This window comes from Streptomyces sp. NBC_01497 (genome assembly GCF_036250695.1).
Taxonomy (GTDB): Bacteria; Actinomycetota; Actinomycetes; order Streptomycetales; family Streptomycetaceae; genus Streptomyces.
In genome coordinates this window covers 6,390,605-6,413,858 of sequence record NZ_CP109427.1, presented here as the reverse complement: position 1 = coordinate 6,413,858, position 23,254 = coordinate 6,390,605, and the positions used below count along the sequence as shown (strand labels likewise).

Here is a 23,254-nt window from a genome sequence, read left to right as displayed (position 1 = left end):
CGTGGAGCGCGGGTGCTCAGCCCCCGACGCCGTGGAGCGCGGGTGCTCAGCCCCCGACGCCGTGGAGCGCGGGTGCTCAGCCCCCGACGCCCACCACCAGCCAGATGAACGCGACGCCCGCCACCGTGCACAGCAGCGTCGAGCGGGCCGGGTGCTCGTGGTGGGCCTCGGGGAGGATCTCGGCGGCCGCGAGGTAGAGCAGCGCGCCGCCGAAGAATCCCAGGTAGCTGCCGAGCACCTGCTCGGGGAGCCGGAAGAACAGCGTGGACGCGGCACCGACGACCGGTGCGACGGCGTCCGCGAACAGCATGGCGAGGGCCTTGCGGCGGGCGTTCCCGTACAGGCTGGTGATCGTGTACGTGTTGAACCCGTCGGCGAAGTCGTGGGCGATCACGGCGAGCGCGACCGCGGTGCCTATCGCGCCGCCTGCCTGGAAGGCCGCGCCGAGGGCGACGCCGTCCATCAGGCTGTGCCCGACCATGGCGGCCGCCGCCGTGAGGCCGAACTGCGGGACGCGCGGCGCGCCGGAGGGACCGCGGACCGGGGCGTGGCCCTCCACGTGGGGGTGGCTCCCGGTGCCGGGCGTCCCGGCGGTCCCCGCCGCATGAGCCGCGCCGGAGGCGGCCTCCGTCTCGTCACCGCCGTGGGAGGTCCTGCGGGTCGCGAGGAGCCGTTCGACCAGATGGGCGACGAGGAAGCCGCCGACGAACAGCAGGAGCGCCTGGGGGACGCCCAGCACCTCGTTGCCCGCGGCGGAGACCGCCTCGGGCAGCAGATCGAGGCCGACGACGCCGAGCATGAGCCCACCGGCGAGGCCGAGCACGAGATGCCGGCGGTCGGTGACGCGTTGCGCCGTCCAGCCGCCGAACAGCGTCATCAGGAACGCGCCGAGCGCGACGAACACCGCCATGAGCCCCTGCATAGCCGATCACTGCCGTCGAGCGCACATCCGCGGGCCCTCGGAGGCCCGGATCGGGGCCTGTCGTGACCAACCTCACGTTTGATGCGCCTTTCGGGGCACCTGACCTGACTGTCGGGATCGGCGCGCGGCCGGGCGTCCCGGCGGACGACGTGATCGCCCTGGTGGCGGACGCGCTGCTGGCGGCGGGGCTGCGGCCGGCCGCCGTTGCGGAGCTGGCCACCCTCGACACCCGGGTCGCCGAGCCGGGGCTGGTGGCCGCCGCGGCGCGGCTCGGCGTACCCCTGCGCGGCTACCCGGCCCGGGTGCTCGACGCGGTGCCCGTACCGCGTCCGGCCCAGGGCGTACGGGCCGCCGTCGGTACGGGCTCGGTCGCGGAGGCGGCGGCCCTCGTCGGCGGCGGCCGGCTGCTCGTCGCGAAGCGGAAGGGCGCCACGGCCACGGCGACGTGCGCGATCGCGCGCAAGGGGCCGGACGGCGCCGTCCCGGACGGCGGAACCGGGCGCGACCTCCCCGGTGACGGTTCGTGTGCGCCCCGTGGACAGAACGTCTGTACGGAGGGTAGACAGCTCGGACACGCTGAACCGGATGCTGACGTGCCCTCCCCACAGGGCGCGTACGGAGGGAGCGCCGTGAGACGCACGGCCGAGCAGAGCGCTGACCCCCACGGTGCCGCAGGCACCCACGATCTGCGCCACCACGGCGACGCCGAGGTACGGGACACCCCGGGCGACCTCATCGACCTGGCCGTCAATGTGCGGGGCGGGACGCCCCCCGCCTGGCTGCGGGACCACATCGCCGCCTCGCTGACCGGCCTCGCGGCCTACCCCGACGGGCGCAGGGCCCGCGCGGAGGTGGCGGCACGGCACGGTCTGCCCGTGGAGCGGGTGCTGCTGACGGCGGGCGCCGCCGAGGCGTTCGTCCTGCTGGCACGTGCGCTGCGGGTGCGCAGGCCGGTGGTGGTCCATCCGCAGTTCACCGAGCCGGAGGCGGCCCTGCGCGACGCCGGGCACGAGGTGCGGCGGGTGCTGCTGCGCCGGGAGGACGGCTTCCGGCTGGACCCGGAAGCGATCCCGGACGACGCGGACCTGGTGGTCGTCGGCAACCCGACGAACCCCACCTCGGTCCTGCACCCGGCGGACACCCTGGTCTCGCTCGCGCGGCCGGGCCGGGTGCTCGTGGTCGACGAGGCGTTCATGGACGCGGTCCCGGGCGAGCTGGAGGCGCTGGCGGGCGACACGGACGTACCGGGGCTCGTGGTGCTGCGGAGCCTGACGAAGACCTGGGGCCTCGCGGGGCTGCGGATCGGTTACGTCCTGGGTGAGCCGCCGCTGATCGAGGAGCTGGAACGCGCTCAGCCCCTGTGGCCCGTCTCGACGCCCGCGCTGGCGGCGGCGGAGGCCTGCATGACGCCCGCCGCGCTGGCGGAGGCGGACGCGGCGGCCCGGGCCATGTGCGCGGAGCGGGCCCACCTGCTGGCGGGGCTCGCCGAGTTCGACGAGGTCGAGGCCGTGCATGCGGCCCAGGGCCCGTTCGTCCTGGTCCGCACGGCCCGCGCGGACGCCGTTCGGGCCCGGCTGCGGACGTACGGTTTCGCGGTGCGCCGGGGCGACACCTTCCCCGGCCTGGACGGCGAGTGGCTGCGCCTCGCGGTACGCGACCGGGCGACGACGAACCGCTTCCTGCAGGCGCTCGACCTCGCGGTGACGGGCGTCGGCAGGGACGTGTGAGCCCAGGACCGGGGCAGCCACCGGAGCCGTCCCCTGTCGCGGTAGCCGCTCGCACCCGGCCGGCTCCCCGCTCCTCGGGGCGGGTCGGCGCCGGGGCGCCGGTGCCCCCGCGCCCGGGTCGTCACCGGGGCGCGGGGGCAGGGCCGCGTGCTGCACGGACTGGGCCGTGCCCGCGCGCGGCCCCCGTGTCCGTACCGGGCGCCGTCAGCGCTGCGAGGTGCGCCGCTTCGCCAGGACGACGGCTCCCGCGCCCGCCACCAGCAGGACCGCGGCGCCGCCCGCGATGTACGGCGTCGTCGAACTGCCGCCGGTCTCCGCGAGGTTCTCCTTCGCCGTGGGGACCGGCTTCGGGTCCGACGCGCTCTGCGCCGTGACGTCCGGCGCGGAGGAGGCGGGCGCGGGCGCCTGGGACGGGGCACCCGTTCGCGGGTCGGTCGGCTTCGACGGCGCCCCGCCGCCGTGGGACCCCGACCGCCTGGGCGTCGTGCAGTCGGCCGTGGCGAGCTTCACCGAGCCCTGAACGTCCGCGACGTTCAGTTTGAGCGGGTTGACGGAGACGTCGAGGGAGAGGGCCGTGGCGGCCGCCGTGCGCGACGTCGTCCGGGTCTGGGACAGCTCCAGGCTGACGTCACCCACCCCCGGCACGCTCACCTTCGTGGGGCCGGCCGTCGACAGCGTGATCCGCTTGCCGAGCACCGTGACGTCGCCCAGCAGGTTCGAGGCGGCGACCGGGTGCTTCCCGGCCTCGCACGTCGCCCTGGAGGTGACCTGCTGGATCTCGATCAGCGAGAGCAGCGGGAGTCCTGGCACGTGCACCTTCGCGTGGGCCACGTTCACATAGCCCTCCGCCTTCCCGCCCGCCACGGTCGCCCTCGCGTCGGCGACGTCCGCGCTGAGCATGCTGAACGGCTTTCCCTTGTCCACCCCGTCGACCGTCAGGCTCAGCGCCTTCTTGTCCGCGCTCCGCGGCGCCTCCACCTCGTTGAGCGACGTGTTCAGCGGTACGTCGACGGACCTGTTGAGCAGGGAGACGTCGAGTCCCGCCTTCAGTACGGCCGCGTGGGCCGCCCCGCCGCCCCCCTCGACGCCCGTGGCCGACGCGGGCGCCGCGAGGAGCACGGGGCCCGCCGTCAGCGCGGCCGCCGCCGCGATCGCGGCGTAGCGACGCGCGGGCATCCGGCGAAAGGTATTGCTTTTCAAGATCGTGAAACCCCCACATAGACATGGCGTCGCCGACCGGCCGGCTGGGGACAGGCCGACGGCGACCGAGACATCCGCATCTTTACGCACGGAGAGTGAACGTGGCGGGACGGAGCGCTAGTTCACTCGAAAGGGGGGTTTCCGTGACAACATTCGATTTGTGAGGCACGGGAGTTCCCTCGCAGAGCACAGCCGTCACTCGTGCGGGGCGGTCGAAGCCGCGGACAAGTTAATGTCTAACGAGGGACGTTCCTCTCCGTCACGCCTCGTCAACCCGCCGCGTCGCCGACGGGGAGGACGTCCGGGGGCGCCGCACCGACCCCGCGAACGCCGCACAGGAGGCCGCCCGCGCCCCGGCGTGCCGCGCCGCGGCCCCGCGCATTCGCGGCGACCGCCCCACCGCGCGCCGAAACGGACGGGCCGCCACACCCGCCGGCCGACTTGTCCGGCGTCAACTCGGCCGTCCCAGAAGGACGTTCAGCCGACCACACGCCCGTTGAGCACCACCCGGCGCGGCGCCGTCAGCACCCGCACCTCAGCGCGCGGGTCCTCCTCGTAGACCACGAGGTCCGCGGGCGCGCCCTCCTCAAGTCCCGGGCGGCCGAGCCAGCTCCGCGCCGCCCAGGTCGTCGCGGACAGGGCGTCCACCACCGGGATGCCCGCCTTCACCAGTTCGGCGACCTCCGCGCCGACCAGGCCGTGGCCGAGCGAGCCGCCCGCGTCGGTGCCCACGTAGACCGGGATGCCCGCGTCGTAGGCGGCGCGCACAGTGTCGTAGCGGCGCTCGTGCAGTCGCTCCAGATGCGCGGACCAGCGGGGGAACTTGGCCGCTCCCCCGGCGGCGAGCTGCGGGAACGTCGCGATGTTCACCAGTGTCGGCACGATCGCGACGCCCCGCCGCGCGAACAGCGGGATGGTGTCCTCGGTCAGTCCCGTGGCGTGCTCGACGCAGTCGATGCCGGCCTCCACCAGATCGCGCAGCGAGTCCTCGGCGAAGCAGTGCGCGGTGACCCGGGCGCCCAGCCGGTGCGCCTCCGCGATGGCCGCCTCGACGGCGCCACGCGGCCAGCACGCGGTGAGGTCGCCCGCTTCGCGGTCGATCCAGTCACCGACGATCTTGACCCAGCCGTCGCCGCGCCGCGCCTCGCGCGCCACGTACGCGACGAGGTCGTCGGGCTCGATCTCGTGGGCGAAGTTGCGGATGTAGCGGCGGGTGCGTGCGATGTGCCGGCCGGCCCGGATGATCTTCGGGAGGTCGTCGCGGTCGTCGATCCAGCGCGTGTCGGACGGCGAACCCGCGTCGCGCAGCAGCAGCGCGCCCGCCTCGCGGTCGCCGATCGCCTGCTTCTCGCTGGTCGCGTCGTCCACCGGGCCGTGGGTGTCGAGGCCGACGTGGCAGTGCGCGTCGACCAGGCCGGGCAGCGCCCAGCCGGTGACCGTACGCACGTCGCGGACGCCCGCGGGCCGTTCGTGGGTGATCCTGCCGCCCACCACCCACAGCTCGTCCACGACCTCGTCGGGGCCGAGGAGCACCCGGCCCTTCACGTGCAGTGCCGGCGCTGTCGTCCCATCGCTCATGAGAGCACTGTACGAGCCGTGAGTACCCTCGTTCGAGAGGATCCGAGAAGATCGCAGCCGCTCGAACGGCGGCCCCCGGCCGCCGTGTCCAGGACACTCGGAAACGCGAAAGAAGCCCCGCCGTGACACACCCCGCGCCCGCCACGCCCCCGTCGAACGCCCTGCTGGACCTGGCGCCGCCGACCGCCGCCGCGTTCGCGGCCGTTGAGCGGCGGGTGGCCGCGCTGCTGGACACCGGCAACGACGTGGTGATCATGCAGGGTGAGGCGCTGCTGCCGCTCGAAGGATGCGTGAAGGGCGCCGCCCGTCCGGGCTCCACCGCGCTGAACGTCGTGACGGGGCCCTACGGGCAGACCTTCGGCGGCTGGCTGCGCGACTGCGGCGCGAGGGTGCACGACCTGCGGGTGCCGTTCTCCGGTGCGGTGAGCGCCGAGCAGGTGGAGCGCGCGCTCGCGGAGCACCCCGAGACGGACTTCGTCTCGCTGGTGCACGCCGAGGCGGCCACCGGCAACACCAACCCGGTCGCGGAGATCGCCGAGGTCGTACGGGCGCACGGCGCCCTGCTGATGCTGGACGCCGTGGCGTCGGTCGCGGCCGAGCCGCTGCTGCCCGACGCGTGGGGCGTGGACCTGTGCGTGATCGGCGCGCAGAAGGCGATGGGCGGTCCCGCGGGCGTGTCGGCGGTATCGGTCAGCGAGCGCGCCTGGGCCCGGCTGGCGGACAACCCCAGCGCCCCGCGGCGCTCGTACCTCTCGCTGCTCGACTGGAAGGAGCGCTGGATCGACACCGGCAGGCGCGCCCTTCCGCACGCGCCGGCGCAGCTGGAGATGGCGGCGCTGGACGCCTGCCTGGCCCGCATCGAGCGGACGGGCGCGGCCGTCGTGCGGGAGCGGCACGCGCGGGCCGCCGCGGCGACCCGCGCGGGTGTCCTCGCGCTGGGGGGCGGGTTCGCTCCGTACGTGCACGAGGCGGTGGCCGCGGCCCCGGTGGCGACGACGCTGCGCACGCCGGCCGGGGTGGACGCGTCCGCGCTGGTGGCGAAGGCGCTCGCGGCCGATCCCTCGCTCCCGCTGATCGCGGGTGGCGGAGCGCTCGCGACGCGGATGATCAGGGTGAACCACTACGGGCGGGACGCCACGGCGGAGGCGGTGACCGCGTCACTGACGGCCCTGGGCGACGCGCTGGCGGCCTCGGCCGGTGCGGACCGCGATCCGCTCGACACGCGGGCCGCGGCGCGCGCCGTGGCCGAGGCGTGGGCCTGAGCGCCTGAGGCCCGGCGCGGGCCGCCGGGGGTCCCCTGGGGGTCGCCGGAGCGAGGCGCGCGCCGCAGTGCGCCGCCGAGCGCCTGACGTGCGCCGACGTACGTAGTCGTGCCTCCGTGGGTCACGACACGCGCCGGTGCACGCTCCTGCGCGGGGCGCGGCGGCCCGGGAGCGACGGAAGGCGCCGCCGGAGAGGGATCTCCGGCGGCGCCTTCCGTCGCTGCGAACAGTGTTCGGTGGCGTTTTGCGCGACGTTACGGCGTACCGCCCGCGCGTCCTGACGCTTCGTGACGCCTCATGATGTTTCTGTGGTTTCCGTGGGGAATTCCCCTGTACCGCAGAGCCAAGAATATGTTAAGTTGAGAATAAGAATTCCCGCTCTTTTGCAGACAGCTTCCCGTTATGCTTCTGCCCGCTTAGCCCTTGGTTAAACGCCAAGATTTCGACAGGATGTTCAGCGTAATTCGGACACATTTACGCCCGTCATCCACTTGTGACCGAGTCCACAGTGAGCGTCGATTCGCCCCATAAATCCGCCACAAATCTGGACCATTCGCCGTTCCTCTTGTTGAGGTTCGCGCCCGCGTGATAACACAAGACCGCGTTTAGCCCAACCCCTTGCCCAGATGCATCTTTCGGAATTGCTCGGTAAATTCAATCCGTATGACCGCCGCACAAGCAGACCTTGCAGGGGCCAGTAGCGAATTCACCTCCTCCTCGGGTTCTCCGGGATCTTTCGTGATCGACACCCCACGAGTCGAGGATGGAGCCGCGATCTGGCGCATCGCCCGTGACTCCGAGGTACTCGACCTCAACTCCTCGTACAGCTACCTGCTGTGGTGCCGCGACTTCGCCGCGACGTCCGTCGTCGCGAGGGACGCCGCAGGCGCGCCGATGGGCTTCGTGACCGGTTACGTCCGGCCACAGCGGTCCGACGTGCTGGTCGTCTGGCAGGTCGCCGTGGACGACGCGCACCGCGGAAAGGGCATCGCCGCCGCCCTGCTCGACGAACTCACCGACCGGGTCGTCCGCGACCTCGGGATCACCGGGGTCGAGACGACCGTCACCCCCGACAACATCCCCTCGGACCACATGTTCACCGCGTACGCCGCACGCCGCGGCGCGGTGCTGGACCGCGAGGTCCTCTTCGACGGCGGGCTGTTCCCCGCGGACGGCGACGTCGCACACGCGCCCGAGGTCCTCTACCGCATCGGCCCGCTGACCACGGGCTGAGCCCTCAGGCCGACCCGCACCCACCCGGACGGCGCCGCTGACACCGGCCCGGGCCGCGGTCCGTGCGGCACCGGCACCGATCCGACCCCCACTCGCCCCGGACGCCGCGGGATCCTCGCGATCCACCTGACCGACGCGGCGCCCCTTCGGACCACGCACGACCCCCGACCCATGAAGCCCCCGTTCTCTGCACCGCAGGAGACCGCCGTGACCATCACCCCGCCCGCCCTGAGTGTCTTCGAGACGATCGAGTCCGAGGTGCGCAGCTACTGCCGCGGCTGGCCTGCCGTCTTCGACCGCGCGCAGGGCAGCCGCCTCACCGACGAGGACGGTCACACGTACCTCGACTTCTTCGCCGGCGCCGGCTCACTGAACTACGGCCACAACAACCCCGTGCTGAAACGCGCGCTGATCGACTACATCGAGCGCGACGGCATCACGCACGGCCTCGACATGGCCACCACCGCGAAACGCGCGTTCCTGGAGTCGTTCCAGAACGTCGTCCTGCGCCCGCGCGACCTCCCGTACAAGGTCATGTTCCCGGGCCCGACCGGCACCAACGCCGTCGAGTCCGCGCTGAAGCTGGCCCGCAAGGTGAAGGAACGCGAGTCGGTGGTCTCGTTCACCAACGCGTTCCACGGCATGTCGCTCGGCTCCCTCGCCGTCACCGGCAACGCCTTCAAGCGGGCCGGCGCCGGCATCCCGCTGGTCCACGGCACGCCGATGCCGTTCGACCACTACCTGGACGACCAGGTGCCGGACTTCCTGTGGTTCGAGCGGCTGCTGCTGGACCGCGGCTCCGGCCTTAACACGCCCGCCGCCGTGATCGTCGAGACGGTGCAGGGCGAGGGCGGCATCAACGTGGCACGGCCCGAGTGGCTGCGCGCGCTGTCCGACCTGTGCCGGCGCCACGACATGCTGCTCATCGTGGACGACATCCAGATGGGGTGCGGCCGCACCGGCCCGTTCTTCTCCTTCGAGGAGGCCGGGATCGTCCCGGACATCGTGACGGTGTCGAAGTCGATCAGCGGCTACGGACTGCCGATGTCGCTGTGCCTGTTCCGGCCCGAGCTGGACATCTGGGAGCCCGGCGAGCACAACGGCACCTTCCGCGGCAACAACCCGGCGTTCGTGACCGCCGCCGCCGCGCTCAACACCTACTGGGCCGACGGGCAGATGGAGAAGCAGACCATCGCCCGCGGCGAGCAGGTGGAGCAGGCGCTCGCGGGGATCTGCGCGGAGAGCGCCGGCGGCGACGCCGAGTTCCGGGGCCGCGGCCTCGTGTGGGGTATGGAGTTCCACGAGAAGGCACGGGCGAGTGCCGTGTGCCGGCGCGCCTTCGAACTGGGGCTGCTGCTGGAGACGTCGGGCCCGGAGAGCGAGGTCGTCAAGCTGCTGCCGGCACTGACCATCACGCCGGAGGAGCTGGACGAGGGACTGCGGACACTGGAGCGCGCCGTACGGGACACCGCGCCCGTCCGGGCCGGCGCGGCCTGAGCGGCCCCCGGCCGCTCCCGGCACCGCTCCCCCTGCAGCAGGAGACCAACGGTCCGCCCCCGGCCACGACCGGGGGCGGACCGGGCCGGGGCGTCCCGCGCCGGTACGAAGGCCCCCCACAGGCCTGAAGCCGGCGCGGGCGCGCCCCCCGTCCGGGCCGCCCCGCCGTCCCGGAAGCCGTACGTCCGTAACACAGAAAGGCAAGAACGCACCGTGATCGTCCGATCGTTCAAGGACATCGAGAACACCGACCGCCACATCAAGGCCGCGTCGGGCACCTGGGAGAGCAAGCGGATCGTCGTGGCCAAGGAGAAGGTCGGCTTCTCCCTCCACGAGACCATCATGTACGCCGGTACGGAGACGTCGATGTGGTACGCGAACCACATCGAGGCCGTGCTGTGCGTCGAGGGCGAGGCCCAGGTCACCGATGACGAGACCGGCGAGGTCCACGACATCAGGCCCGGCACGATGTACCTGCTCAACGGCCATGAGCACCACACCGTGCGGCCCAAGTCGGACTTCCGCGTCATCTGCGTGTTCAACCCGCCGGTGACCGGCCGCGAGGAGCACGACGAGAACGGCGTGTACCCGCTGCTGACCGAGGACTGAGCCGCACGGCCCAGCCACCCGGCACCGCGAAGGACTGTTTGAGACACGAAGAAGAACCGGTACTCCACCGGGATACCGAGGAAGGAACCCCATGACCACTGCCCCCGCCCGACCCAAGGACCTCTACCCGACACGCGGCGCCGCCGAAGTCGTCACCCCGCGCCAGGACCCGGTCGTCTGGTCCGTGCCGGACGCCCCTGGACCGATCGAGCCGGCCGGACTCGGCGCCTTCGAGCGCGACGGGTTCCTCTCGATCGAACAGCTGGTCGGACCCGCTGACGTGGCGCGGTTCCGCACCGAGACCGAGCGCCTGATCACGGACCCGGCGATTCGCGCCGACGAGCGCTCCATCGTGGAGCCCCACTCGCAGGAGATCCGGTCGGTCTTCGAGATCCACAAGATCAGCGAGGTGTTCGCCTCCCTCGTACGGGACGAGCGCGTCGCCGGGATCGCGCGGCAGATCCTCGGCTCCGAGGTGTACGTGCACCAGTCGCGCATCAACCTCAAGCCCGGGTTCGGCGCCTCCGGCTTCTACTGGCACTCCGACTTCGAGACCTGGCACGCCGAGGACGGCATGCCGAACATGCGGGCCGTGTCGGTGTCGATCGCGATGACCGAGAACTACGACACGAACGGCGGGCTGATGATCATGCCCGGCTCCCACAAGTCCTTCCTCGGGTGTGCGGGCGAGACACCGAGTGACAACTACAAGCGGTCGCTGCAGATGCAGGACGCGGGCACGCCGTCGGACGAGGCGCTGACCCGGCTCGCGGACGCGCACGGCATCCGGCTGTTCACCGGTGCCGCCGGCTCGGCGACCTGGTTCGACTGCAACTGCATGCACGGGTCCGGCGACAACATCACGCCGTACGCGCGCAGCAACGTCTTCATCGTGTTCAACAGCGTGGAGAACACGGCCGTGGAGCCGTACGCGGCTCCCGTACCGCGCCCGGAGTTCATCGGTTCGCGGGACTTCACCCCGGTACGGTGACACCCGGCCCCGCAGGGGCATGACGCACGACGGGTGCGGGACGGCAAGGGATTCCTGCCGTCCCGCACCCGTCGCCGTGTCCGGGCACGGGCCGTGTCCGGGCTCGGCCCGTGCGGGGGCCCCGGGCCCGGACCGCGCGGATGTCACCCGGTCAGCGCCTCCAGTGCCCGGTCCGCGTCGGCGTCCGTGTTGTACAGGTGGAAGGACAGCCGCAGGTTGCCCGCCCGGACCGACGCGTCCACGCCCGCCGCGCTCAGGGCCTCCTGCCGGCCGCCGAGGCCCGGTGCCGCCACGACCGCCGAGTCCCCGGCCTCCACCACGTCGTGACCCGCCCGCGCCATCCCGCGCCGGAAGCGTCCCGCGAGCGCCGTCACCCGCGCGTGGACCGGGCCCGCGCCGATCTCCTCCAGCAGCGCGAGCGACTGCTCGGCGCCGTGGTAGGCGAGGAAGGAGACGCTCTCGTCGAACCGCCGTGCCGAATCCGCGAGTTCGGTGACCGGCCCGTACGTGGACTGCCAGGGGTCCGCGCCCGCGACCCATCCGGCGTGCAGCGGCACCAGCGTCTGCTGCGCCCGCTCCGAGACGGTCAGGAACGACGTGCCGCGCGGGCAGCACAGGAACTTGTAGCCCCCGGTCACGGTGTAGTCCCAGTCCCCCGCCGCGACCGGCAGCCAGCCGGCCGCCTGGGTCGCGTCCAGCAGGGTGCGGGCGCCGTGCGCGGCGGCGGCCGCCCGGATCGCGGCCAGGTCGGCGAGCCGCCCGTCCGCCGACTGGACCGCGGAGAACGCGACGAGCGCCGTACGCGCGTCCACCGCCTGGGCGAGCCGATCGAGCGGCACCTGCCTGACGGTGAGCCCGCGTACCGCGAACGGTGTGACGAGTGAACTGAACTCCCCCTCGGGAACCACGACTTCACCGCCCGAAGGGACCGATCCCGCGATCAGCGCGACATGGACGCACACCGCGCCGCCGACCGCGACCCGGTCGGGGGCCACCCCCACGAGCCGCGCGAACGACGCACGGGCCGCTTCCACCGAGTCGAAGCTTCCCGCGCCGCCGCCGCGCCGGCCCGTCGCGTTGGCCGCGGCGAGTTCCTGGACGGCGGCCACCGCCCTGCGCGGCAGCAGGCCGCAGTTCGAGGTGTTCAGGTACGCCGTGTCGGGCGCGAACTCCGCGCCGCCGAGCCGATGCGAGAGGTCCATGGACAGCCACCCTGAGGCGGGCCGCGTCCTCCCGTCAATCACGACGAGCGGGAAACGGCCGGCGGTCCTCGCCACGGGGGACGGCCCCCGGGGGGCGGGGGGCCGAGGATTCGGCCCCCACCCGCCCGAGGCCCGGGCACGGACCGCGAGCCGCCGCCGGTCAGACGGTGGCGCCGCGCGAGTCCCACGCCTGCTGCAGCGCCTGCGTGAACAGCTCGGCGGGCTGACCGCCGGACACGCCGTAGCGCCGGTCCAGGACGAAGAACGGCACGCCGTTCGCCCCGAGTTCCGCCGCCTCGCGCTCGTCGGCCCGTACCTCCTCGGCGTACGCGGACTTCTCCGCGAGCACGGCACGGACCTCCGCCTCGTCCAGACCCGCCTCGACGCCGAGCGCGACCAGGGTGTCCGGCGCGTACACGGACCGCTCCTCGGCGAAGTTGGCGCGGTAGGCGAGGTCCAGCAGCTCGCTGTGGCGGCCCCGCTCCTTGGCGAGGTGCAGGAGGCGGTGGATGTCGAAGGTGTTCCCGTGGTCGCGGCCCTCGGTGAGGTAACCGAGCCCCTCCGAACGGGCGTTGGAGGCGACGTGCTCCTCCATCGCGGCGGCCTCCTCGCGCGTGCGCCCGTACTTCGACGCGATCAGGTCCACCACGCTCTCGCCGCTCGCCGGGGCCGCCTGCGGGTCGAGTTCGAAGGACCGGTGCACGACCTCGATCTCGTCGCGATGCGGGAAGGCCGCGAGGCCCTGCTCGAAGCGCGCCTTTCCGATGTAGCACCAGGGGCAGGCGATGTCGCTCCATATCTCGACGCGCATGGGTATCGGTGGTCCGTTTCTCTCGGTTCGCGGGCGGACGGCGGGGCAGGCGGACAACGGTCCGCCCATGGCCCCGCACGAAAAACGTCCGGTGGACGGCGTCCATTCCCGCCGGTGCCGGCCCGGCGGCGCCCGGCAGCACGCGGGGCGCGCGCCGCCACGGGCTATGCCGGGCCGCCCGTGTCCAGCTCCGCCCAGGTGATCTTGCCTTCCGGGGTGAACCTGCTGCCCCACCGGTCCGCCGTCTTCGACACGAGGAACAGGCCGCGGCCGCTCTCCTCCGTGACCCGGGCGTGCCGCAGCCGCGGCGAACTGCTGTCGGCGTCCGCGACCTCGATGACGAGCGTCGAGTGGCGGATCAGCCGCAGCCTGACCGGGGTGCCGCCGTAGCGGACCGCGTTCGTCACCAGTTCGCTGACGATCAGCTCCACCGCCGGGCTCAGCGCTTCGAGCCCCCACTCGGCGAGCTGCGCGGACGCGGCGCCGCGCGCCTCCCCCACCGTCGACGGATCGCGGCGCAGCTCCCAGGTGGCGACCTGCCCCGGATCCAGGGCGCGGGTGCGCGCCAGCAGCAGCGCGATGTCGTCCTCGGTGTGCAGGCGGGCCGTCATGGAGTCCACGATCCGCCGGCACAGCCCGTCGAGCGGCGTCTTCGGCCCCGCCTGCGAGACGACGTCCGCCAGCCGGTCGAGACCGGCGTCCAGGTCGGAGGTGCGGCGCTCCACGAGCCCGTCCGTGTAGAGCGCGACCAGGCTGCCCTCGGCGAGCTTGAGCTCCACCGACTCGTACGACCCGACCCCCATGCCGACCGGCGCCCCGGCCGGCGTCTCGGGGAAGGTGACGAAGCCGCTCGGGTCGACGACCGCCGGCGGCGGGTGGCCGGCCCGCGCGATCGTGCAGGTCTGGTTGACCGCGTCGTAGACCGCGTACACACAGGTGGCGGCCATCGTCGGCGGGGAGAACGCCTCGGCGGCCTCGGGCTGGAGACCGGTCGCCGTCCCGGCGCCCGAGGACATCTCCGACTCCGAGAGGTGTACTGCGAGATCGTCGAGGTGCGCGAGCAGTTCGTCGGGCGGCAGGTCCAGGTCGGCCAGTGTGTGCACCGCGGTACGGAAGCGGCCCATCGCCGCTGCGGCGTTGATGCCGTGGCCGACGACGTCGCCGATCACGAGGGCGAGCCGGGCCCCGGGCAGCGGGATCACGTCGAACCAGTCACCGCCGACCCCCTCGTGGACGTCGGTCGGCAGGTAGCGGGACGCGACCTCCATCGTCGTGCCGCCGGACAGCTTGCGGGGCATGAGGTTGCGCTGGAGGGCGAGCGCGGCGGTCCGCTCCCGCGTGTAGCGGCGCGCGTTGTCGATGCTCAGCCCGGCCTGCAGGCCGAGCTCCTCGGCGAGCAGCAGGTCGTCGCGGGAGAAGGGCGCCGCGTTCTCCGAACGGGCGAAGATCGCGATCCCGAGGGTCGTTCCGCGTGCCTTGAGGGGAACCACCATCAGCGAGTGGATGCCGGTCTGCTCCATCGCTTCGACCCGCTCGGGCTCGAAGAGCCGCCAGGCCGACCAGTTCGAGCGGATGTCGGGTTCGAAGATGGAGACGCCGCCCGTGGCCGCGCGGAAGTACGGCGAGGGCGGCCGTACGAACACCACCTCACCGTTCGTGAACACCGATTCGGGCACACCCTCGTGCACCGATGCCGCCGCGGCGCGCCGGTACAGCGGGAGTCTCCCGTCGGACGCCGGCTCCACCCGCTCCGGCGGGTGGACGGCGAAGGGCACCGACTCGGAGAGGTCGACCGCGACGAAGTCGGCGAGGAGCGGAACGGCCACGTCCGCCAGTTCCTGCGCCGTCGTGATCACGTCCAGCGTGGTGCCCACCTGCCGGCCGGCCCGGCTCAGGATGGACAGCCGGTCGCGCGCCCAGCTGTTGGTGATGTCGACGGCGATGCTGCACACGCCGATCGGGTCCCCGTCCGCCGTGTCGAGGCGGAAGAAGGACGACGAGAAGACCCGCTCCTGGCTGCCGTCGTCGGACATCCAGCGGAACTCGTGGTCGATGACCGGGCCGCCGCCGTCCAGCACCCGCCGCATCACGTTCTCCGCGGTGGCCGTGTCGAAGCCGTGCAGTGCCTCGCGCATGGGCAGGCCGATGTCACGGTTGCGGAAGGCGCCGACCTCGTGCTCGGCGGTGGTGTTGAGCCAGACGCACCGCAGATCGGTGCCCCACACGGCGAGGGCGATCGGCGCGTGGTCGAGCAGGGTCCGCATCACGGCGGCGCGCGCCGGCGGCACGTCCTGGGCGCCGGCGAACTCGGAGGCCCACAGGAACCAGTGGGTGACACCGTTGTCGCCCGACAGCGGCACGGCCTCCAGAGTGGCTCGCACGACCCGGCCGTCGCGGTGCCGCAGGTCCTGCACCCCGGACCAGTGCCCGCTCTCGCGGACGGCGCTGGCCCGCTCCTCCCAGGAGCCCCGCCCGAACGGCCCGCCTGCTGCCTCGTCCTCGGGACCTTGGGACGGGCCCGGCGTCCGGCACGCGAGCAGTTCCGCGGCGTACCGGCCGACGACCTCGTCGGCGGTGTGACCGAGCAGCCGCTCGGCGCCCGGCGTCCACTCGGCGACGCGCCCCGCGTCGTCGAGCAGCGCGACGGCGGCGAGGGCCGGACCGACGGCCGCCAGGAGCGGCGACGTCGCGGCGCCGGCCACCGTGGGGTGGACGTCGTCGGTCGGTCGGCGGGGTGGGTGCTCGGGGAGGACTTCGGGGACTTCACCGGGTGCGGGCATGGGCGCCTTTCCGCGTTAGTGCCGGATTGTCCGAGTCTGCTCTCTTCCGGCGCGCTCCGTAAAGTGCCCTTTGTCACAAGGTGCTCCACCCATGCCCGGTGATCACGAGGAGGTGCGCAGGCCTACGAGGCGTACATCCGGGGACGCGCGGGGCGGCCGGCCCCGGTGCGCTGCCGGGCGCACGCCCGCCGGGGCCGGGGAGACGGGGACGGACCCGCCCGGCGGACGCGCGGCGGAGGGGCCCGCGGCGGACGCGGAACGCGGAGGCGGGAGGGCGCGGAACCCACGGCGCGCGGCGGGAGGCGGGCCCTGGACGGTGGGAACAGCCGGCCCGGCGGCAGACGGTACAAGCACGCGGCACACAGCACTCGGCGCCGGCCGGTCCCTTCGGGCGGGACCGGCCGGCACCGGGTGGGTGCGGATCAGTCGCGGGGTTCCGCGTCCATGTCGATGTCGTGGCGCAGCTCGCCGCCCTCCTGCCGTACCGACAGGTACTCGGCGCGCGGCGGGTGCGCCGCGCCCGCCGCGATCAGCGTGTAGCGGCCGGGTTCGAGGCCGGTGACGCGGTAGCGCCCGCCCACGGCCCGGACACCGGCGCGGCGCTTGCCGCGGTCGCTGACGACCGTGATCCACGCGTCGCACCCCGCGGGGTGGTCCGTGCAGCGCAGCAGTCCGACGACGGTGACCTGACCGGTGGCGGGGTACGCGTCCGGCGCCCGTGGCGCCCTGCGCGGGGCAGGTACGGCGTCCCGGGGCGGCGCCGCGTGCCGGCCGTGTCCGGCCCGGGCTGCCGAGGGCTCCGGCAGCCCGCCCGCCGGCGGTTCGGACGCCGACAGCGCCGCGGACGCGAAGGGCGGCGCCTGCCCGGCCCCCGGTGCCTGCGGCGCCCACGTGGCCCCCGGGGCCGCCGGTGCGTGGGGTGTGCGGGGAGCCTGCGGCGCCTGCGCGTTCTGCGCCGCCTCGGCGGCGGGCGCCGCCCAGGACGGCCGCGCGGGCCGGGCGATCACCGCTGCCCCACGCGGCCCAGGACCATGGTCGGAAGCGGTCACGACCCGCAGGCCGCGGGCCTCCGCGTACCCGGCGAGTGCCTCGTCCAGGGCGGACAGCTCACGCAGCGCCGCGTGCAGCCGCTCCGCACGCGGCCCGGACGGTGCGTTGAGCGCAGCCTCCAGGTCGCACACCAGCGGGCCGACCCGCACCCAGTCGCCCTCGGGCTCCCCGGTGGCGAAGCGCCGGTCGAGGGCGCCGAGCGACTCGGTGAACGTCCGCATGACGTACTCGATCCGGGCCGCGAGGTGCGGCGCCAGGTCGATGTCGATGTCGGCGGCCGCGGCGAGGGCGCGGGCGTGGCCGGTCGCGTTGGTGAGCAGGGCCAGCCGGTTGGCCCCGTCGGGGCCGCGCACCCCGAGGGGCATCTTGATCAGCGGCCGGGCCACACCCTGGACCTGGAACAGCGCCGCGTCCACGCCGCGCGCCGCACCGCGCAGCCTGACCGGGGCCTCCGGGTCCTGCCACCGGTCGGTGATCTGCGAGATCAACTGCCCGATGGCCGCGGCGAAGCCGCGCTCGGCCTCCCGGATGAGGCGTCCGTTGGAGACCGGGAAGATCAGCGCGGCGCAGACGGTGGCGACGGCGATGCCGATGGCGTTGTCGAGGAGCCGCTCCGCGAGGAGGTGGTCCATGCCGCTGTAGGGCGTCGTCAGCCCGTACAGCTGGACGAGCGCGGTGACGAGCCCGACGACCCAGAACGCGTACGCCCGCTGCATGCCCCAGGCGCCGAGCGAGAGGCCCACGACGATGACCGCGAGGGTCGGGTACACATGGCCGGGGCCGATGAGGTGCAGGAACAGCACGCCGATCACGGCACCGACGACCGTGCCGGCCATGCGGTGGCCGAACTTGCGCACCCGGTCGTGGGTGGTGTTCGTGCCGAAGAGCGTGATCATCACGCCGACCAGGCCCCAGTAGAACCGGCTGGGGTCGATGGCGTCGGAGATCGGCGCGACGATCGCGACGGCGACGCCCGCGTGCAGCGGGAGGCGCAGGTACGGCACAACGCGACGCCAGCCGCCCACGTTCTGGGCGGCCGAGACGCGGCGGGCGACGGCGCCGGTGCCGGCCGGGCGGTTCTGCTCCAGCGCGATGGTCGGCTGGAAGGGGACCTTGGCGGGCGCGGTCGGCGCGTCCCAGCCGAGGGCCAGCCAGTGGGCGAGCGAGATGGCGAGCGAGTCGAGGAGCTGACCGACCCGCTCGGCGAGCGCGGCGGCCTCGGCCTCGTCGGTGGTGAGCTCCGCTCCCGTGGCGGTGACGGCCTCGGCCTGCTGCTGGATGAGCTGGGCGGCGGGACGCAGCGCGCCGGCCCGGCCGAGCGGCGTGCCGCGGGCGATGACGAGCCCCACGACGACGGTCTCGCGCAGCGACGGGGTCATCTTGAGGGGGGTGAGCCGCTGGACGGCCTGGCCGATGCCCTGGAGTGCGAGTTCCGCGTCGAACAGGTGGCGGTGCAGGAGTTCTGCGGTGTCCGGGTCGGCCGCGACCTCGGGCTGGGCGAGCCGGCCGTCGATGATGACGGTGGTCATGTTGAGGCGGCGCATGCTGCGGCGCATCCGCTTGACGGCGGTGTCGTGGTCGGCGTCGGGGTCGAGTGCGGCGACGGCCGCGTCGGCGACCCGGCGGGCCTCCACGACGAACGCGCGCTGGGTGCGCAGCAGGTCCTCGCGGGGCATCGGGTAGCAGAACAGCAGCCGGGCGGCCAGGACGGCCGCGCAGCACACGAAGGCCACGAGGAAGGCCTTGAAGCTGAGGTTCAACGGGATGGCGGCCATCATGCCGACCATGAAGGAGTTGAACAGCATCATGCCCGTGAGCAGGTACATCGTGCCGAAACGCGCGAGGAAGAACGTGAGCGCGAGGCCGAAGCCCATCAGGCTGAGCTCGAGCGGGCGGTTGTCGTGGAGCGTTGCCGTGAGCGGCAGGACCGCGGAGAACGGGATCGGCATCCACAGGATGGCCCGGGCCAGGCGCGGCGCCGTGTTCTCGGCGACCGCGAAGGCGCTCATCAGGCCCATCATGCCGCCGATGGTCATACCGAGCATGGCGGGCAGGCCCAGGGCCACGGACATGCCGTAGCCGACGGCGAGCGCGGTGATCATGGATATGACGGACCGCCAGCCGGCCTGGAGCTGTCCGAGGCCGGGGTCGGCGGCGAGCACCCAGTCCCACCAGCGTCGGGGACCGCCGACGCGGCGGGGCGCCACGGGGAGCGGGTGGTGGCGGGTGGTACGGGATCCGGTGACGGTGGTGCCGGGTTCGGCCGCTTCGTCGGTCGCGGTCGTCGTGCGGACGGGGGCGGTCAACTGACCTCCGCTTCGATGGGGGCGTGCAGGGCGTCGAGAAGGGTGGAGACGGCCGCGCGGGCGGCGAGGACGGCACGCTCGGAATCCTCGGCGTCGGATCCGCGGGCGGCGAGACCGGTGTGGATGGCGGCGGCCATGCGCTGGCGGGCGTCTTCGAGGTACTGGCGGCCGGCCGGCGTGATGGAGGCGTCGACGGCGCGGCGGTCGGTGGTGCACCGCGTGCGCTCGGCCAGCCCGCGCTCCGCGAGTTCCTGGAGGACGACGGTGACGCGGGGCTGCGTCAGGCCGGTGTCGGCGGCGAGTTCGGTGACGCGCAGTCCGCGTGTCTCCAAAGCGTCGAGGACGGACACATGGCTGCGGGAGAGGCCGAACTCACCGGCCTGGTACAGGTCGCGCGACAGTCGGCCGATGGTCCTCAGCAGTCCACGAGCGGCGGCGACAACGCGCTGCTCGTCGGACACCGGCGATGAATGCATACAGCAATTATATAAGAGGGTGAACGGGTTTCATTACCGTGAGGTGCGCCGGAGGGTCAAGGGGCGACTGTGGTTTTTCTCCCCGGGTCCCCCGCCCCGGGCCGCCGTGAGGGCGCACTGCCGTGCCACTGCCGTGCCACGCCTGGCCAGAGCCGTTCGGGGACCGGCCGCCCGGCCCGGCACCGGGACGCCGGGCGCGCTGCGAGGGCGTGAGCGGAATCACGTACGGGACCGCGAAGTGAGCCCTCCCGGGCAACACGGGGGCATCACCCGCCGCACCCGGCGCACCTGCCGCCGTCCCGCCAACGACCGCTGCACCCGGCGACGCCCGCCGGCGGCCCGCCACCCGCCACACCCGTCGTCCGCCACACCCGTCGTCAACCGGCACCCGTCGCCGGCCCCGGCACCCACGACCCGCCCGCCGGGTGAGCGCCATCCGCCCGAACGCACGGGAGCCGCGGACCGGATGAGGGTCCGCGGCTCACGGGGCCGGTCCCGGGCGGCGTCGGCCGTCCGGGACAGCGGCGTCACTTCTCCTGTGCGCCGTCCACCCGGCGCGGCAGCCCTTCGGGGTTGTCGTCGCGCAGTTCCACCGGCAGCAGGGCCGGCGGCGTGGACTGGTACGACACCGGCCGCAGCCAGCGCTCGATCGCCGTGGCACCCACCGAGGTGGACGTCGACGTCGTCGCGGGGTATGGGCCGCCATGCTGCTGGGCGTCCGCGACGGCCACCCCCGTGGGCCAGCCGTTCACGAGGACGCGGCCCGCCAGCGGGGTGAGCGAGCGGAGCAGTTCGGCGCCGCCCGGCACGCTGCCGTCGCCCTCGCCGTCCGAGAGGTGCAGGGTCGCCGTCAGGTTTCCCGGCAGCCGCGAGAGCACCGCGCCCACCTCGTCCACGGACGTGTAGCGCGCGACGACGGTGACCGGGCCGAAGCACTCCTCCAGCAGCAGGTCGTGCTCCCCCGCCTCGGCGAGCCGCGCCGCCGGGACGGTCAGGAAGCCCGCGCTGACGGTGTGTTCGCTGCCTGCGCCCGGCGTGACCGGCGCCGTGACGTCGTCGAGGCGGGCCCGCTTCTCGATGCCCGCGATGAACGCGTCCCGCATCCGGTGGTCGAGCATCACACCGTGCTCGGTCTCGCTGACCGCCGCGGTCAGCGTCGTGAGCAGCCGGTCGCCCGCCTCGCCCGTGGGCGCGAGGACGAAGCCGGGCTTCGTGCAGAACTGTCCGACGCCCGACGACATCGAGCCCGCGAGCCCCGCGCCGATCTCGTCGGCACGCTCGCCCGCGGCGGCCTCGGTGATGACGACCGGGTTGAGCGAGCCCAGTTCGCCGTGGAACGGGATCGGCTCGGGCCGCGCCGCCGCCGCGTCGTAGAGCGCGCGGCCGCCACGTACGGACCCGGTGAAGCCGGCCGCCGCGATCAGCGGGTGCTTGACGAGGGCGACGCCCGCGTCGAAGCCGTGCACCAGGATCAGCACGTCCTCCGGCAGTCCGACCTGGGCCGCGGCCCTGCGGATCACCGACGCGCACAGTTCGGACGTCGCCGGGTGGTCCGGGTGCGCCTTGACGATGACGGGGCAGCCCGCGGCGAGCGCGCTCGCCGTGTCGCCGCCCGGCACCGAGAACGCCAGCGGGAAGTTGCTCGCCGCGTAGACCGCGACGACACCGAGCGGCACCTTGTAGCGGCGCAGGTCGGGCCACGGCGGGGTGCGCGTCGCGTCGGCGTGGTCGATGCGGACGTCGAGGAACCAGCCGTCCTGCACGACCTCCGCGAACGCGCGGAACTGAGCGGACGTGCGGGCCAGTTCGCCGGTGAGCCGCGCCGGGCCGAGCGCGGTCTCGGCGTCGGCCGCCTCGATCACGTGCTCACCGGCCTCGTCCAGCAGGTCGGCCGCGGTCCGCAGCAGTGCGGCGCGGGTCGTGCGGTCGGCGAGCGCGGCGCGGACGGCGTGCGCTCTGCGCACCGCGAGGTCGACCTCCTCGGCCGTCGCCTCGTCGGCGACGTGCTCACGCTGCTTCCCCGTACGAGGGTCGACACTCCAGACTGGTGTTGCTGCCACCGCGGCTTCCTTCCCAAGGGCCTGGGCCTGCGGGCCGTTCCGAGGCTGTATTCGCTAGTGTTCGCTATTCTGAACACGATTCCTGATGGTGAATCCTCAGGGACTCTATTTCCGGCGTTCTGTGTGGTCAAGGCCGTCAGGAACGGTCAGGAAGAAGGGGCGAGGCGAGGCGTTATGTCAGCTGTGGAGACAGGCGGGGCTGGCGGGACGATCGGGGCGGGAGGCGCGGGCGGCGCACAGGTCAAGTCCGCCGTCCGGACGGTGGAGCTGCTTGAGTACTTCGCGGGCCGGCCCGGAATGCACTCGCTCGCCACCGTCCAGGAAGCCGTCGGCTACCCGAAGTCCAGCCTCTACATGTTGCTGCGCACCCTGGTCGAGCTCGGCTGGGTGGAGACGGACGCAACGGGAACACGCTACGGCATCGGCGTGCGAGCCCTGTTGGTGGGGACCTCGTACATCGACGGCGACGAGGTCGTCGCCGCCGCGCGTCCCGCGCTCGACCGGCTCTCGGACGACACGGCCGAGACGATCCACCTCGCGCGGCTCGACGGCACCAACGTCGTCTACCTCGCGACCCGCCAGTCGCAGCACTACCTGCGGCCGTTCACGCGGGTCGGCCGCAGACTCCCCGCGCACTCCACGTCGCTGGGCAAGGCCCTGCTGTCCACGTACAGCGACGAGCAGGTGCGCACGATGCTGCCCGCGCAACTTCCCGCGCTGACCGAGCACACGATCACCGACCGCGAGAAGCTGATCGAGGAGCTGCGGTCGGTACGGGAGCAGGGCTTCGCGGTGGACCGCGAGGAGAACACCCTCGGCCTGCGGTGCTTCGGCATCGCCATCCCGTACCGCACGCCCGCGCGGGACGCGGTGAGCTGCTCTGTCCCGGTGGCCCGGCTGACCCCCGCGCACGAACAGACCGTCCGGGAGGCGCTGTTCGACGCGCGTGACCGGCTCACGATGGCGACGCGGCGCCTGTGACCCCCGACGTGTCCCTGCGGGAGGTCGAGGACGGCGACCTCCCGCTGCTGTTCGCCATGATGCGGGACCCGGCCGCCGTCGAGATGGCGGCTTTCACGCATGAGGACCCGGACGACCGGGCGCACTTCGACGCGCACTGGCGCCGCATCCGGGCGCCGGAGCGCACGGACGTCCTGCGGACGGTGCTGGCCGACGGGCGGGTCGCCGGAATGACGGCGCTGTACGGGCCCACGCCGGGCGAGCGCGAGGTCACGTACTGGGTGGACCGCGCCCTGTGGGGACGCGGCATCGCGACCGGGGCCCTGCGCGCGCTGCTCGCCCTGGTCCCGGACGAGCGCCCGGTGCACGCGAGCGCGGCGGCGGACAACGCCGGGTCGCTGCGCGTGCTGCGAGCCTGCGGGTTCGAGGTCACGGGCGAGTCGGTGTCGCACGCGAACGCGCGGGGCGGCCCGATCCGGGAGATCCACCTCACCCTGCGCTGACCCGGCGCGCCCGCCCGCAGCGGTGCCGGGGCGTCCCGCCGCGTCGAGGGCGCGCGCCCCGCCGCTCCTCCGCCGTCCGCGCGCCTG

17 protein-coding genes are annotated in these 23,254 nt (G+C 73.5%); 8 read left to right on the top strand and 9 right to left on the bottom strand.

What is annotated here, in order from left to right; genetic code table 11:
- Positions 1 to 76: 76 nt before the first annotated feature.
- Entirely contained in the window at positions 77 to 910 is an 834-nt protein-coding gene (locus OG310_RS27045; RefSeq protein ID WP_329458467.1) for a ZIP family metal transporter, read from the bottom strand.
- A 74-nt stretch (positions 911 to 984) separates the two neighbouring features.
- Here OG310_RS27045 and cobC point away from each other — a divergent pair, with 74 nt between their 5' ends.
- The gene (cobC, locus tag OG310_RS27040) at positions 985 to 2,649 is read left to right on the top strand and encodes an Rv2231c family pyridoxal phosphate-dependent protein CobC (RefSeq protein WP_329458466.1); all 1,665 of its coding nucleotides are present in this window, start codon (positions 985 to 987) and stop codon (positions 2,647 to 2,649) included.
- Positions 2,650 to 2,853: 204 nt separating this feature from the next.
- Here the strand turns inward: cobC and OG310_RS27035 are convergent, their stop codons facing one another.
- Both OG310_RS27035 and OG310_RS27030 read right to left on the bottom strand, forming a co-directional pair.
- The gene (locus OG310_RS27035) at positions 2,854 to 3,825 is read right to left on the bottom strand and encodes an SCO1860 family LAETG-anchored protein (protein WP_329458465.1); all 972 of its coding nucleotides are present in this window, start codon (positions 3,823 to 3,825) and stop codon (positions 2,854 to 2,856) included.
- 501 nt (positions 3,826 to 4,326) lie between these two features.
- Entirely contained in the window at positions 4,327 to 5,427 is a 1,101-nt protein-coding gene (locus tag OG310_RS27030) for an amidohydrolase family protein (protein ID WP_329458464.1), read from the bottom strand.
- A 122-nt stretch (positions 5,428 to 5,549) separates the two neighbouring features.
- Between OG310_RS27030 and OG310_RS27025 the strand changes: the two genes are divergently transcribed.
- The 5 genes from OG310_RS27025 (at position 5,550) to thpD (ending at position 11,019) form a co-directional block, all read left to right on the top strand.
- Entirely contained in the window at positions 5,550 to 6,689 is a 1,140-nt protein-coding gene (locus OG310_RS27025) for a pyridoxal-phosphate-dependent aminotransferase family protein (RefSeq protein WP_329458463.1), read from the top strand.
- Between the two features lie 663 nt (positions 6,690 to 7,352).
- Positions 7,353 to 7,922, top strand: coding sequence for a diaminobutyrate acetyltransferase (gene ectA, locus OG310_RS27020; protein WP_329458462.1), 570 nt, complete (start codon positions 7,353 to 7,355; stop codon positions 7,920 to 7,922).
- Positions 7,923 to 8,129: 207 nt separating this feature from the next.
- Entirely contained in the window at positions 8,130 to 9,419 is a 1,290-nt protein-coding gene (gene ectB / locus OG310_RS27015; protein WP_329458461.1) for a diaminobutyrate--2-oxoglutarate transaminase, read from the top strand.
- A gap of 213 nt (positions 9,420 to 9,632) precedes the next feature.
- A complete protein-coding gene (locus OG310_RS27010; RefSeq protein WP_329458460.1) occupies positions 9,633 to 10,028 on the top strand; it encodes an ectoine synthase in 396 nt (131 codons plus the stop codon).
- A 91-nt stretch (positions 10,029 to 10,119) separates the two neighbouring features.
- Positions 10,120 to 11,019: an ectoine hydroxylase gene (gene thpD / locus OG310_RS27005; protein WP_329458459.1), complete on the top strand. Its 900-nt coding sequence runs from the start codon at positions 10,120 to 10,122 to the stop codon at positions 11,017 to 11,019.
- A gap of 143 nt (positions 11,020 to 11,162) precedes the next feature.
- Here thpD and OG310_RS27000 read toward each other — a convergent pair whose 3' ends face one another.
- From OG310_RS27000 to OG310_RS26975, 6 genes are all read right to left on the bottom strand, one after another.
- The gene (locus OG310_RS27000; RefSeq protein ID WP_329458458.1) at positions 11,163 to 12,221 is read right to left on the bottom strand and encodes an aminotransferase class V-fold PLP-dependent enzyme; all 1,059 of its coding nucleotides are present in this window, start codon (positions 12,219 to 12,221) and stop codon (positions 11,163 to 11,165) included.
- Positions 12,222 to 12,381: 160 nt separating this feature from the next.
- The gene (locus tag OG310_RS26995) at positions 12,382 to 13,032 is read right to left on the bottom strand and encodes a DsbA family oxidoreductase (RefSeq protein WP_329458457.1); all 651 of its coding nucleotides are present in this window, start codon (positions 13,030 to 13,032) and stop codon (positions 12,382 to 12,384) included.
- A 164-nt stretch (positions 13,033 to 13,196) separates the two neighbouring features.
- Positions 13,197 to 15,812, bottom strand: coding sequence for a SpoIIE family protein phosphatase (locus OG310_RS26990; RefSeq protein ID WP_329458456.1), 2,616 nt, complete (start codon positions 15,810 to 15,812; stop codon positions 13,197 to 13,199).
- A gap of 422 nt (positions 15,813 to 16,234) precedes the next feature.
- Positions 16,235 to 19,168, bottom strand: coding sequence for an FUSC family protein (locus OG310_RS26985; RefSeq protein WP_329458455.1), 2,934 nt, complete (start codon positions 19,166 to 19,168; stop codon positions 16,235 to 16,237).
- Positions 19,165 to 19,644, bottom strand: a complete 480-nt coding sequence (locus OG310_RS26980) for a MarR family winged helix-turn-helix transcriptional regulator (protein WP_329458454.1) — start codon at positions 19,642 to 19,644, stop codon at positions 19,165 to 19,167. The genes OG310_RS26985 and OG310_RS26980 overlap by 4 nt, the downstream gene beginning before the upstream one ends.
- Positions 19,645 to 20,171: 527 nt before the next feature.
- Positions 20,172 to 21,704, bottom strand: a complete 1,533-nt coding sequence (locus OG310_RS26975) for an aldehyde dehydrogenase (NADP(+)) (RefSeq protein ID WP_329458453.1) — start codon at positions 21,702 to 21,704, stop codon at positions 20,172 to 20,174.
- 174 nt (positions 21,705 to 21,878) lie between these two features.
- Between OG310_RS26975 and OG310_RS26970 the strand changes: the two genes are divergently transcribed.
- Positions 21,879 to 22,685 carry an IclR family transcriptional regulator gene (locus OG310_RS26970; RefSeq protein ID WP_329458452.1) on the top strand — a complete coding sequence of 269 codons (807 nt, stop codon included), beginning with the start codon at positions 21,879 to 21,881 and terminating at the stop codon, positions 22,683 to 22,685.
- A complete protein-coding gene (locus tag OG310_RS26965; RefSeq protein ID WP_329458451.1) occupies positions 22,682 to 23,167 on the top strand; it encodes a GNAT family N-acetyltransferase in 486 nt (161 codons plus the stop codon). The genes OG310_RS26970 and OG310_RS26965 overlap by 4 nt, the downstream gene beginning before the upstream one ends.
- Positions 23,168 to 23,254 lie beyond the last annotated feature (87 nt).